10 protein-coding genes and 1 pseudogene are annotated in these 12,684 nt (G+C 41.2%); 6 read left to right on the top strand and 5 right to left on the bottom strand.

The genetic code is table 11. The annotated features are described in order from the left end of the window. Positions 1-263: 263 nt before the first annotated feature. From ONE56_RS18175 to ONE56_RS18165, 3 genes are all read right to left on the bottom strand, one after another. The gene (locus tag ONE56_RS18175) at positions 264-551 is read right to left on the bottom strand and encodes a hypothetical protein (RefSeq protein ID WP_423840669.1); all 288 of its coding nucleotides are present in this window, start codon (positions 549-551) and stop codon (positions 264-266) included. Positions 552-692: 141 nt separating this feature from the next. Next, positions 693-1,217, bottom strand: a complete 525-nt coding sequence (locus ONE56_RS18170; protein WP_423840668.1) for a hypothetical protein — start codon at positions 1,215-1,217, stop codon at positions 693-695. Positions 1,218-1,547: 330 nt separating this feature from the next. Further along, the gene (locus ONE56_RS18165; protein ID WP_423840667.1) at positions 1,548-2,405 is read right to left on the bottom strand and encodes a DUF2971 domain-containing protein; all 858 of its coding nucleotides are present in this window, start codon (positions 2,403-2,405) and stop codon (positions 1,548-1,550) included. 247 nt (positions 2,406-2,652) lie between these two features. On the opposite strand from ONE56_RS18165, the pseudogene ONE56_RS18160 reads away from it, so the two are divergent. Continuing rightward, a pseudogene (locus ONE56_RS18160) lies at positions 2,653-2,771 on the top strand (putative quorum-sensing-regulated virulence factor); the annotation flags it as partial. A 135-nt stretch (positions 2,772-2,906) separates the two neighbouring features. Here the strand turns inward: ONE56_RS18160 and ONE56_RS18155 are convergent. Next, positions 2,907-4,034: a 5-methyltetrahydropteroyltriglutamate--homocysteine S-methyltransferase gene (locus ONE56_RS18155; RefSeq protein WP_423840666.1), complete on the bottom strand. Its 1,128-nt coding sequence runs from the start codon at positions 4,032-4,034 to the stop codon at positions 2,907-2,909. 665 nt (positions 4,035-4,699) lie between these two features. On the opposite strand from ONE56_RS18155, the gene zigA reads away from it, so the two are divergent. Both zigA and ONE56_RS18145 read left to right on the top strand, forming a co-directional pair. Further along, on the top strand, positions 4,700-5,905 hold the full coding sequence (gene zigA / locus ONE56_RS18150) for a zinc metallochaperone GTPase ZigA (protein ID WP_423840665.1): 1,206 nt from the start codon (positions 4,700-4,702) through the stop codon (positions 5,903-5,905). 113 nt (positions 5,906-6,018) lie between these two features. After that, on the top strand, positions 6,019-6,315 hold the full coding sequence (locus ONE56_RS18145) for a hypothetical protein (protein ID WP_423840664.1): 297 nt from the start codon (positions 6,019-6,021) through the stop codon (positions 6,313-6,315). A gap of 5 nt (positions 6,316-6,320) precedes the next feature. Here ONE56_RS18145 and ONE56_RS18140 read toward each other — a convergent pair whose 3' ends face one another. Further along, positions 6,321-7,202 carry a helix-turn-helix domain-containing protein gene (locus ONE56_RS18140; protein WP_041153999.1) on the bottom strand — a complete coding sequence of 294 codons (882 nt, stop codon included), beginning with the start codon at positions 7,200-7,202 and terminating at the stop codon, positions 6,321-6,323. A 244-nt stretch (positions 7,203-7,446) separates the two neighbouring features. Between ONE56_RS18140 and ONE56_RS18135 the strand changes: the two genes are divergently transcribed. The 3 genes from ONE56_RS18135 (at position 7,447) to ONE56_RS18125 (ending at position 12,634) form a co-directional block, all read left to right on the top strand. After that, the gene (locus tag ONE56_RS18135; protein WP_423840663.1) at positions 7,447-8,787 is read left to right on the top strand and encodes an MATE family efflux transporter; all 1,341 of its coding nucleotides are present in this window, start codon (positions 7,447-7,449) and stop codon (positions 8,785-8,787) included. Positions 8,788-9,132: 345 nt separating this feature from the next. Then, the gene (locus ONE56_RS18130) at positions 9,133-10,404 is read left to right on the top strand and encodes a carbohydrate porin (protein WP_041153997.1); all 1,272 of its coding nucleotides are present in this window, start codon (positions 9,133-9,135) and stop codon (positions 10,402-10,404) included. 142 nt (positions 10,405-10,546) lie between these two features. Then, the gene (locus ONE56_RS18125; RefSeq protein ID WP_423840662.1) at positions 10,547-12,634 is read left to right on the top strand and encodes a methyl-accepting chemotaxis protein; all 2,088 of its coding nucleotides are present in this window, start codon (positions 10,547-10,549) and stop codon (positions 12,632-12,634) included. Positions 12,635-12,684 lie beyond the last annotated feature (50 nt).

Raw genomic sequence — 12,684 nt, 5'->3', positions numbered from 1 at the left:
TCAAGGCATATCCAACTGTTGTGTGAAACGAGAGGGAATTTCGCGGGGTAAAATGCGGAAGATTTACACATAACTCTCTGCCACTTCATAAATTAAGTTAATTTGATCTAATGCAGTGTACTTTAGGCGACTAGTTCGTAGCGGCTAAGAAGGTTCGGGGCATATCCGAGCTAACCACAGGAACTAGCTCAACATTGGACATTTTCGATTTAGTATTGGTCCAGTAATGCCACTCAAACCCGAGTTCATAGCCGCGTTATGAGCTACCTCAAGTTGTTCTCAAAGTAGTTACTTGAAATAAAGTAGATATCATTGTCGTTTGGTTCATTTTTCTCAACAAAATCTATTGCCATTGAGAATATGGCGTCAGAATTTTCGTCAAAGTTTTCAAAGGCAGCATCCTTTGTATCTACAGTATGAAAATAATCATTTAAAGTAATTTGAGAGATAGATACTACATAACGAAACTCATCATCTTCAATTGCAAAATGTATGCTTTGTGTATCAAAATCCCACCAAGGCGCTTCGTTCATGATCCATTCATCGCTCATTCTGTATCTCCTTTTTCTCATAATGCCCTAATATCGCGACCAAATACGAAGTGGATTTTTGGGGCTAGACTGACGCGGTTCGACAAGCCACAAAAGCCATACAACGGCTTGGGTCGCTGTGACTGGTTTGTTATAAGCCATTTACGCTATGCCAAAATCTTTCGATAATGAGTCCATGAACTCAGAATATGCATTCTCTAACACACTCATATTGTAACCATCTACAAAATCACTTGCGAAATCATCCTGCCAATTAGGCAAACACATATATTTATCTATTTCGGCGATAATGCCAGCATCAATTCCATTACCTCGATAAGTTTCAAAGCAAGCGCTCATCAAGGAATGATACTTATAAATAGTCTCTTTAGACCAATATGGCTGCGTTGTATGAAATTTTTGGTCTACATTTCTTTTTGCTTCCAATACAGATTTAGGAGTAAATTCCTTCCATTTTCCTACACGCTTGATGTATGAATAAATTGTATTAATATCGTCCTGAATTTCAGCATAAATATCAGCACGTTTTTTAATAATTGCATGATCAAGTTGAAAACGACTCTTCAGTTTTTCTAATCTATGATTAACCCACAGCCCAGTTAGCACTATGATGATTAATGGCATTACTGAAGATATTAGTGGTGAATATTGTAGTAATACATCCATTTGTACAAAACCTTAATGCCTATAACAGTCTTTTTTCAACGGACAATGTCCACATTTGACAGAGATAAAATATGGACATGATAACAGTAATCATCTGATTAATTGCTTAAAAATTAAAATAATGAATAAAAATGTGGAATATGTCGTCCTAATTAGATTCATCATGACACTTGAATGAAAATAGTCAACTAAACTCATAACACACGTGTGCTAGATAAGAGGAAATTCCCAAAATTTTGGCATAACCGCAAAACGAAATGGGGCATATATTTGCTGGCGTTGGCAAACAGAGGAAACGAGCGATCGCAATCACTGAAATACGCAACAGGCTTAGTAATCAACTTTCCTGAAAAAAAAGCCGAATTTCTTTTCGTGCAACGATACCTCATAAAGTTCAGGCCGATGTTCCTTTTCTCTGAGGATACTCTTTACCTTATTCATTAATGTTTGGTTCAGGTACGAGACAAACACTCGGTTGACACTTTCTCCACTGTATTTGTTTACCCCATGTATAGGACTTATTGCTCGAACCTCGTTTTCATATCTCCAAGCCTTATGCTTAGTGCAATAAGCCCTAAGAATCTCTTTAGAAGTTTTATCGTTTCTGTGAATCAAATCATCGAGTATGGTCATTGATTTGATTATTGGAAGATCACCTTCAACATACTCAACCTCTCTAGCCTCAACTTTTATGCCATTGAGATCATTAATACTTTTTATCAACGTATGGTAATCATATTCAACACACATTCCTCTAAAGCCGTTGGCATAATGCGCCCACATCATCATCAAGCTAAGAGGCTCTGGAAATGGATTTTCGGTTAGTGGTGAACTCGCCTTTGATAACGAAAGAACATGCCTTTTTTCATGGTGAATCTTCAATAAGTTCGTAAATTGAAGTTCCACATTTTTGCGTATGTGCTTAATAAAATCTGCCTCGCCAAATTTCTTAAAAAGAGCTTCAACTTCTTTACGAGATTTCTTTAAGTCTTTGTTGTCTTGATTATATACATGAGTAAGGGCTGACTTCATGTCAGCAAGAGGTGAATCCACATGCGCAAATGCGATTCTGCCCTCATAAGGGTCATTGAGCTTGTCAACACTCGAAAACCACACAGTGTTTTCACGTAATCCTCTTAGATGATGACATTCACCACTCATTAGTTTGTATGCTGGGGTAATTTCCATTCACTTTGCTTATTTGGACTGTATGAGCATCTGATATCATACCAACCAAACAACTAATTGAAATAGTTAAAGTCTCAATATTTTAGGTGGTGTGATCTTCCAAAATGTAATTGACAGGTTGTTGGCATTAGGAATAGTAGGTCAAATGACGCTTTAGTGAACTTAAAAGTTAATAAGGAGTAACTTCGAATGGGGCACAAACGAGTTACAGTAATGAAACGAAAGAAGATTCACAAAGAAATTTGTTATTTTATGGTTCGATAAAAAAGGCTAGCCCAGCGGAAAGTTGGGGATTTGCTTAAGTTATGTTTAGCCTTGAAAATTGAAGGGTTAGATAACGTGGTTAAGCTTTTAAAGCGGATGTAACCTGTCTTAGAGCCACTTTCACACAATTTAATTTAATGCCTATTTCTTAATGCATTTCAGTCAAAAGGGTCAGAGTATCAGTCTGACCCTTTTTGCTACATTTACCTGTTCTCAAATTATGGTCAGTAGCGCGGCTTATTGCCAAACCTCTTTGGCGATATCGACGATATGTTTAAGCTTGATCCATTGTTCTTGCTCCGATAGAACATTGCCTTCTTCTGTTGAGGCAAAGCCACATTGTGGACTGAGACGAAGTTGGTTTAACGGAAGGTATTTTGACGCTTCATTGATGCGAGCTTTGATAACTTCTTTATCTTCAAGTTCAGGTGTTTTTGATGTCACTAAGCCAAGCACTACGAACAAATCATCGCGTTTTACATGCTGCAACCCTTCGAAACCGCCGGAACGTTCGTCATCGAATTCAAGGAATAAACCGTCGACATTAAGCTTACCGAAAATGGTTTCTGCAACGGCGTCGTAGCTGCCCGAGCCGAAATAGGTTGAACGAAAGTTTCCACGGCAGATGTGCATGGTAATCAGCATATCTTGCGGTTTATGTTTGATTGATTCGTTGAGAAGCTGTTCAAAGTCTACGAGTAACTCTTGTGTGTTATAGCCAAGTGCTTCGAGACCGGCGATCCCTTCGTCCGATAAGAATGAGGCCCATGCGGTATCGTCAAGTTGAAGGTAACGACAGCCTTTCTCATAAAATGCTTGAATCGCATCTTGGTATGCTTTGGCGAGGTCGGCAATGAATTGTTCACGACTATTTTGGTAGCATGCGTATTCGTTTTTGCCACGTAATAGGAGCATGTTTGGGCTTGGAATTGTTTGCTTGGCGACATGCTCACGTGGATCTAACAGTGAAGCGAGAAACTCAAAATCATTGAGGAAGGGATGCTCTGGATTAAATGACACTTTATCAACAATCTTGATACTGTGGGTTTTAGGTTTTATACCCTTAAAGTTCAGTGGCACATCTGGTGTGTAGCCTTCGACACCGTTTAGGCCTTCTAGAAAGTCAAAATGCCACCATGCGCGCGAATACTCCCCGTCAGTGATTGCTGTTAAGCCTGCGTTGATCTGTTGCTCTACGTGCAGACGCGTTTCTTGCTGCTGAACACTGACCAAATCTTGATAAGAAATTTCGTTATTTTGGTACTGAAGACGTGCAGTCTTTAACGTGGCACTGCGAAGAAGGCTGCCAACTTGGTCTGCGTAGAAAGGAGTAGAGGTGGTATTAATATTATTGTTCGTCGACATAAAATTGCCTTAATTTTGCATACGTCTAGATGGCTAAATGATTGCGTGATATTCATCTGAGTGCAATTGAAGTTTTGTTATAGTCAACGTGAATAAAATTCATGTAGGGTTAAGTATAATTAACTAACCTAATGCTTATGTTATTCAAGTAAAAGTGTATTCGCTCAGGTTACATCGTTTCTTCATCATCGAAAGAAGTTCAACGCTTACACTCAAGTGATAGCACTGCTTAAGGCGGGTGAGTGTCGTGATACTTCTACTGTTCGTGGTTCATGAACGCTTGTTGTAGGAATAACAACGCCAAGTAGAGCTTGTTTAAACGTAACGTTCGCCTAATTTTTCTGACCCAAAAGCATAAGTTGATTACTCTATGTGTTATGTTATAACATTTCTTCCAGGGGTGCGTCATAACTGTATGGGCGGTCAAAGACTCGACCGAAGCGATAATCATGTTGAGATCAAACACTCTGTTGATTTTCGCATAGGCATGGACCGCTAAATTTGGTCAAGACCTCATTTTAGGATACACCGACAGTCCCAGCAGTGGCCTTCATCGTGACTGGGTTATTTATCGTATCGAGCATTATTTGGAAAGTTCGCGATAAATAACAAGTCGTCGAAAAGCGTTAATACAATAATAACAATATCAATTTGGAGTGAGTGAAATGAGTCAGAAAAAAATTGCGGTGACGGTGCTTTCGGGGTTTCTCGGGGCGGGGAAAACCACAGTGTTAAGCCATATTCTTAATAATCGCGACGGTAAGCGGGTCGCGGTAATTGTTAACGACATGAGTGAAATCAATATTGATTCCGCAACGGTGAAAAACGAGGTGTCGTTGAACCATAAAGAAGAAAAGTTGATAGAAATGAGCAACGGCTGTATTTGCTGTACGTTGCGTGAAGATCTACTGGTCGAAGTGACCAAGCTGGCCAAGGAAGGTCGCTTTGACAACCTGGTTATCGAATCTACGGGTATTGCTGAGCCACTTCCCGTTGCTGAAACCTTTACTTTTGCCGACGACAATGGCGTATCGCTGTCAGATGTCGCCACGTTAGATACCATGGTGACCGTGGTCGATGCGATGAATTTTCTGCGTGACTATGAAGCGGCGCAATCTTTACAGGATACGGGTGAACACCTAGGAGAAGACGACCATCGAAGTGTTTCTGATTTGTTGATTGATCAAGTTGAATTTGCAGATGTGATTTTGATCAGCAAAACGGATCTTGCTGAAACTAAAGAAGTTGAGCGTTTAAAAGCGATTTTGAAAACCCTAAATACGGATGCACGAATTGTTGCGGTACAGAATGGGCAAGTCGATATCTCGGAGGTGTTAGATACCGGCCTATTTGATTTTGAGCGAGCACAACAATCGCCCGGGTGGCTCAAAGAACTTAGAGGCGAACACATACCGGAAACGGAAGAGTATGGCATCAGTAGTTTTAGTTATCGGGCTCGTCGACCTTTTCATCCGGAAAAATTCTTTCAGGTGCTGCACAACCTAACTCATTTTGGCAAGTTAATTCGATCAAAAGGATATTTTTGGCTCGCATCCCGTCCGGAATTTGCTGGACAGTGGAACCAAGCTGGAGGAATCGCTGACTATGGTTTTGCTGGTATGTTTTGGAAAGCGATCCCCAAAACGCAATGGCCAACTGATCCTGAATATTTGAAATCTATAGAAGACATTTGGATTGAGCCATTTGGTGATATGCGCCAAGAGCTGGTGTTTATCGGTCAAGGATTAGATAAAACGGCAATGATACAAGCACTTGATGATTGTCTACTTAGTGACGAAGAGTTCGCAGCGGGTCAAGCCTCATGGCTGTCTTTACCGGATCCATTTCCTGCTTGGGAGGAAGAGTTATGAGCATGAATGTAATCAACAGTGCCGAGCGTACTCTGCCACATTTATAAGTCTGATCGACGATTACTTCTTACATTGGATGTCATCTAGACAAATGCGAAACAGAAAGAGCATTGATGAGATTATGGATCAGGCAAAAAGTCTATCTTGCTCGGCATAAGCAACTCACGACTAAACGGAAATTGATACTGGGTTCACTGCTGCTAGTTGACTTGAAAGTAGAGTGTCGGAAAGCGGTTTTGATCATTGGGAATGGTATTTGTGGTTACAATATCACGAAAGACGGACTGATGGAGTTTGAGCTGGATGATTGCCCAGAAAGCCGTCTTGAGATCATTGCTGATTCGTTAGATGAAGGCTTTGAAGAACAAGTGTTTCGTTGTTTACGGATAGGAAAATTTACAGTTAATTAAGCTATTTATGTTTGGAGATTGATTCTTTGCTTCATATATTGGCGAGGGCTTAATGCATATTTCTTTTTAAAACATTTGGAAAAATAATTACTGTCGCTAAACCCCGATTGTTCCGCAACTTTTTGGATCTGAGTGGCGTTTCCACTCGTTAGCAGTGCATAAGCATACTTTAGCTGCATTTCTCGTAAATAGTGGTTAGGGGAGGTGTTGAGGAATTGTTTAAACAGTCTTTCTAGCTGCCTTTGGCTGGTAAAAGCCGCTTGAGCAATATCACGACTATTCAAGTTGATATTGGTAAAATTTTGTTCAATAAATATCAGTGCTCTCCCTAATGCCATGGTCGTTTGAGGGAGGTCTTGCGTTTGTTGCTGGTACATACGAGCTAATGTAACAGCCAGTTGCTGCATTAAACTGGTGAGCATCATTTCAAAACCGGTTTCGCCTTGTTCATATTCGTGGCCTATTGCTTGAATGAGTTGAGTCACGATAGGCAACTGTTCGTCATTTAACGTCAGTTGTGCTCTGTACTTATTTTTTTGACGGGCGATAGGTTCAACTTTGAACATCGCCTGGTAGCCCGAAAGTCGTTTTAGTGATGGCGTCTCAAAAAATGGCGATCCCGCTTCAAACATTAAGTTAATAATCCTTAAGTCCTCAACATCTTGAAAAGCATGCTCAATATTGCCATTGATCACAAAGATATCACCAGCCTTCAGTGGATAAGCATAAGACGAAACTAAGTGGTTGCCTTTACCGCTGATCACTAAAAAGAGTTCAGAATAGTCATGCCTGTGTAAGCCAAAGTCCTGGCCGTGATAACAGTCGAGATAGGCAAATTTAAAATGAGGGTATCGTTGATGATGCTCCAGGTGATACGTGGTATTCATGTCGCTATTTTCCTTTTTCCAGTCGCGTTTTTGGTAGAAAGTAGTGAGTCCCTATCATATTCTTATTACCCCCAAGATATCAAACTCAAATCAATGCCTTACTAAGAGCGAATCAATTTTCGCTGAACAAGCATCCTGAGGTGACTTGAGTATGTTTAGAGTTTACCAAGCTTTTATCTAGCCCAGTGACTATGTCTCGCGGTTTCATGCAGGGACGGTTTCCATATTTCTTTTCAAGGTCAAAATGATGTCCAAAAACGAAAATCTTCATCAGCGTATGTCTATTGTTGCTCTAACGTGGCCGATCTTAGTGGAAATTCTGCTAAGAACAGCAATAGGCACCAGTGATGTATTCATGCTTTCAAGTTATTCAGATAAAGCAGTATCGGCGGTTGGTGTCATTACCCAGTTGTCGTTTTTCCTGATTATTGTTTCCACGTTCGTGAGTAGCGGAACGGGTATCCTAATAGCTCAATACAATGGCTCTGAACGAACGCAAGACTCGACCGATGTCGGTGTTGCTAGCATTGCGCTCTCTGTCGCTGTGGGTCTGTTGTTGAGTATGATTGCGGTGCTGGGGGCATTCTATTTTCTACCTTTTTATGGACTTGAGGCGTTAGTAGAGCTGTACGCTAAAGAGTATCTCATTATAAGTGGCGCGATGACGTTCAACGTCACGATTGGTATTGCATTGACGACGATCTTGCGTAGCTATGGTTACTCTCGTTCGCCAATGGTGGTCAATTTGATCAGTGGTTTGATTAATCTCATTGGTAACTACATCGCGCTATATCAACCTTTTGGCTTGCCTGTCTATGGCGTGCAAGGCGTTGCAATTGCCACGGTGATTAGCCAAGCACTCGGTACGGTGATTCTTGGAGTGATACTCAGTAAAAGTTCAATTTCGTTACCTATGCGGTCACTAAAGCAAATTCCACCAGCGGTATACAGCAGAATTCTTAAAATTGGTGGCATGAATGCGGGTGAATCCCTTTCTTACAATATGGCTCAGATTGCGATTGTTTATTTTGTGGTGCAAATGGGCACGGCTTCACTTGCTGCCTTTACTTACGCCCAGAACATCGCCCGTTTTTCGTTTGCGTTCGCTTTAGCCATAGGGCAAGCAACTCAGATCCAGGCTGGTTACTATATAGGAAAAGGATGGATAGAAAGCATTCTTAAACGCGTTCAAATCTATTTCTTGGTGAGCTTTGCGGTTTCTATTACGGCTGCGAGTACGATTTACTTTTTTAGAGAAGCGATAGTTTCGGTATTTACTGATCAACCGGACATCTTCTATTTGACAGGGTCACTATTATTGGGCTCGATCATTTTGGAAGCAGGGCGGGTGTTTAACTTGGTTTTTATATCTGGCTTAAAAGGCGCTGGCGATGTCCGATTCCCTGTCCAAATTGGAATTGTATGCATGTGGGGTATTGGCGTTTTATGTGCTTATCTTTTCGGTATTCACTGGGGCTATGGTGTTCTTGGTGCATGGATGGCGATTGCTTTAGACGAGTGGGTTCGAGGGATAATTATGCTCATTAGGTGGCGATCTTCCACTTGGATAAGATTCAAATTTTAATAACAGAAAGCTTCTAAATAAGAGTTATTTAAGAACCCCTCTTTGAAATTTTTCATGATTATGAAATATTTCAAAGAGGGGTTCTTTTTTAGCCGTATATTGCCGCTATATTTCGTGACAAAATTCTCCATTTCTCATGAAAAGAAAGCGATTTCATTATTTTAATTGTTGCTATTATGTATTTAAGTTGTTGATTGTTATTTTGTTTTTTCTTCTTCTGTTTGTTGGTTTGTTTCATGATGATTTCTTCTGTTCTCGGATGTGAAGTCGACATGTGTTTTCAAGTCTTTCATTGCTTAAGATTTTATCGAATTAAAAACAAACATAAAAAAACAGGGAAATAAGATGAAAAACTTCAAAGTCTTACCAATAACTTTAGCGGTGGCCGCTTCTCTTAGTTCTGTCTCTGCATTTGCTGCTGAATCTACTATTGCTGATTTAGAAAAACGCATCCAAGAGTTAGAAGCTAAAACGGTACAGCTTGACTATGTTGATGACCAACAACAAGCGGTATTAACTCCAGAAACAAAAGTACCAGAAGGCCTTGTGTTCTCTGGTTATGCTCGTTATGGCGCGCATTATTCAGATGGTGACAGCCGTTATGTTAATGTGGGTAGTACAGGTCGCTCAGTAGGCCGTCTGGGTAACGAAGCTAACGGTGGTGAATTCCAGTTAGGTAAAATTTTCCAAGCAGACAGTGGCGCTAAATGGAACCTCGTTGTGATGATTGATGAGTGGGCGCATCGTGACTGGGGTTCTGATGGTGGTGTGAGCTTGAAAAAAGCATACGCTGGTGTCACTAACGTATTTGAAAGCCAGCCAGAGCTTTACATGTGGGCTGGTCGAGATTTCCACGGTCGTTTACAACAAGGTTTGAACGATTACTTTATATTCACACACGATGGTCAAGGTGGGGGTTTCAATAACCTAAACTTGGGCGGTGCTAAACTTGACATGGGCTTTGTCGGTAAAGTCGATGCGGAAGGTGGCAGTCTAAACAACGATACAGGCGTCTACGCAATCACTTCTAAACTTCACAGTATTGATGCAGGTATTGGTAATCTTGATCTTTACTTCAACTACGGTTTTGCTTCTGACGAAGCTGGCGATGATAAGAAAGACGAAAACTCATGGCAAGCAGGTGCTGTACTAGGATTAGGCAGTTCGAACAAACTCCTTGTGAAGTATGCTGATGGTGCTGACGATTCTGCGTTTGATTTGGCAGGCGATAAGCAAGTGCTATATACCAGTTTAGAAGGTAACTATGGCGTATCGAGTCAATTTATCATCGATTACATTGTCTCATACAAAAATATCGCTGGTAACGATACTGATGAGAAAAATGAATACTCTGCTATCGTGCGCCCGCAATACCAATGGACTGACGTTCACTCAACTTGGTTTGAAGCGGGTTATGCAATGGAAGACTGGGACAACGATAAAGAAGTGACCGGTTGGAAAGCGACACTTTCTCAAAACTTATCTCTAGGTGGTCTACCTTGGAGCCGCCCAATGCTTCGCTTCTACACTACAGTAGGTGATGTTGAAACAACGGATGGTTCAACGACAAATGTGGATACTCTTGCTTTCGGCGCGATGTTCGAAGCTTGGTGGTAAACCAGTCAATCTTAATTGTCCATTCATGTCTTAGCCCCAAAGGCAGCTTATTGGGGCTGATATACTAGCAAACTTGACTCCATTTTTGGGCACTATCATAGGTGCCCTTTTTTTGTCCTTTTGATTAAGGCAGGAGTTGTCTATGGGTTGGTGGATTATGCCCTTTCAAACGTTAATTTCTCGTCTCTACTTTGGTTGTGTGTGTTTAATTGTGATCATGCTGAGTTCAGCATGGCTTTCTGTCAGTGGTAATCAGGATGTTACCGCAAAGATGGAATCTATTACTCAAGATGCAACTCCGTTGATGCTACGCTCAGCTCAGCTAACCATCGATTTTCTCAATATAAACCGTAACCTTACGCCTTATTTGTCTACTCAATATTTGGATGAGCTTCCCCCATTTGTTGCGTCAATTGAAAAGAGTATAGAGATCTATAATGCGCAACTTAATTGGTTTGTTTCTCAGACCAATCAGCGGCCAGAACTAAAAGATTTTGTTGAGCCAATTGCTGCTCAAAGTGAGAAGACCTTGAGCCTGTTGAGGGACGTTATTGCTGTTCATGCTCGTTATCTCGATCAGCTCGACCAGAGCTATTTTTTACAATCTAAATTTCAATCGGTAAACGCTCAACTTCGTAATGCATTGCAGCGAGCACTTAGTCAAGCCGAAACCGATGATGCTTTAAAAGCGTTAGACGGCTTATCCAGCCAAATTAGCCTTTTGCAAAATGAGGCTAGCGAGGTGTTCAAGTTACAAGATATGACGGAGGTTCGTGCGGTTGAGCGTCGGCTAGAAAATCGCCAACGTTACTTAGAAGAAAGTGAGCAGTTACTAATCAAGAAGTATTCTTCACTCTATTCTTCAATTGAAAAGCCGATGTCTGCACTTAAACAGTTGGCATTCGATTCAACAGGTGCAATAAAAATGCATGTTGCCGTGGTAGAGCAAACACAAGCTCGTAGTGCTCTTCGGTTAGATTTAGAGGAAAATATCGATACACAGTTAGCAAACATTGACAGCCTATCACATAGTGCAAATCACATTGCTAACCAACTTTTTGAACAAGCAACACAAGCATCTAACGAAACCCGCACGCTGCTTATTAGTATCTCTTTGGGCTCGATTTTGGTCACTGTGTGTTTGGTTCTGAGTTTTACGAATATGGTTCGTAGGGCGACTAAGTTACTGCTTAATGCCTTGAATAAAATTGCCGCGAAAGATTTAACTTCAGAGGTAGAGTACTCAGCAAGTAATGAGTTTGGGCAAGTGGCAGAAAAGGTCAATTTGGTTGTGCGCCATCTTTCACTCATTATTGAACGAATTCGTCAATCAAGTGCGGAACTCAATAGTGCATCATTGACCAATCAAAATATCAGCAAGGAACTCAATAGCGCCATCTTCGAGCAAACCTCACAAACGGTGTCTGTAGCGTCTGCAATGGAGGAAATTGAGTGCTCGGTTAGCGAAATTGCCAAGTCTACCGAAGATACACTCAGCTTAGTGACGCAAGCCGTTGAACATTCTGATGAAGCTCAGAATGATATGACTGAAAATGTTGCCATGTTAGAGCGTCTTTCTGAAGAGCTTCATCAAGTAACAGAGACAAATCTGGCGTTGGAAAAAGAGAGTAAAAGTATTGCGTCTATATTAGATACCATCGCAGGCATTTCAGAGCAAACTAACTTGCTTGCACTAAATGCAGCAATAGAAGCTGCAAGGGCGGGAGACCATGGACGCGGTTTTTCTGTCGTCGCTGATGAAGTTCGAGTCCTCGCTGCCCAAACCACGAATAGTGCTCAGGAAATTAAAAATAAAATTGAACGTTTGCAGCGACAAACGGATCTCGCAGCATCACAGATTTCCGATTGCCTTTCAGGTATGAACCAAAGCATGCAACAAGCCAAGCGTGTCGATGGGCGCTTCGTTAAATTACATGTTCTTCTCAACCAAGTATCTCATCGCAGTCAGCAAATATCGTCAGCAACGAGTGCACATCAAGCTGTTGCTCGTGACGTAGTTGAAAACATCACTCAAATTCACACGCTGTCAGAGCAAAACTCACAGCGCTCAACACAAGTTGCTGAGCATGGTGAAAAGCTTGAGCGTTTAGCGGAAATTCAATTTGAGCTGACGGAAAGTTTCATTTTACAGCAGGAAGAGAGTGGCCAGCAGGAAGAGACGGATAAACAGCAAAAGAGTGACAATGATGTCATCACCGAAGCGGTTTGAAGAGTGAATATTAATTCATGAAACAGTTTCATGGGAGTGGGGAAAACTGT

The organism is Vibrio mytili (assembly GCF_049563345.1).
GTDB lineage: Bacteria > Pseudomonadota > Gammaproteobacteria > Enterobacterales > Vibrionaceae > Vibrio > Vibrio mytili.
The sequence above is the reverse complement of the archived record's forward strand: the minus strand, read 5'-3'. Positions and strand labels throughout refer to the sequence as shown.

Excerpts from the sequence above, each read along its gene's own strand:
- ONE56_RS18155 (WP_423840666.1), bottom strand. The coding sequence starts at position 4,034 with ATGTCGACGAACAATAATATTAATACCACCTCTACTCCTTTCTACGCA.
- ONE56_RS18165 (WP_423840667.1), bottom strand. The coding sequence starts at position 2,405 with ATGGAAATTACCCCAGCATACAAACTAATGAGTGGTGAATGTCATCAT.
- ONE56_RS18125 (WP_423840662.1), top strand. The coding sequence starts at position 10,547 with ATGGGTTGGTGGATTATGCCCTTTCAAACGTTAATTTCTCGTCTCTAC.
- ONE56_RS18130 (WP_041153997.1), top strand. The coding sequence starts at position 9,133 with ATGAAAAACTTCAAAGTCTTACCAATAACTTTAGCGGTGGCCGCTTCT.
- ONE56_RS18135 (WP_423840663.1), top strand. The coding sequence starts at position 7,447 with ATGATGTCCAAAAACGAAAATCTTCATCAGCGTATGTCTATTGTTGCT.
- ONE56_RS18175 (WP_423840669.1), bottom strand. The coding sequence starts at position 551 with ATGAGCGATGAATGGATCATGAACGAAGCGCCTTGGTGGGATTTTGAT.
- zigA (WP_423840665.1), top strand. The coding sequence starts at position 4,700 with ATGAGTCAGAAAAAAATTGCGGTGACGGTGCTTTCGGGGTTTCTCGGG.
- ONE56_RS18140 (WP_041153999.1), bottom strand. The coding sequence starts at position 7,202 with ATGAATACCACGTATCACCTGGAGCATCATCAACGATACCCTCATTTT.
- ONE56_RS18170 (WP_423840668.1), bottom strand. The coding sequence starts at position 1,217 with ATGGATGTATTACTACAATATTCACCACTAATATCTTCAGTAATGCCA.
- ONE56_RS18145 (WP_423840664.1), top strand. The coding sequence starts at position 6,019 with ATGAGATTATGGATCAGGCAAAAAGTCTATCTTGCTCGGCATAAGCAA.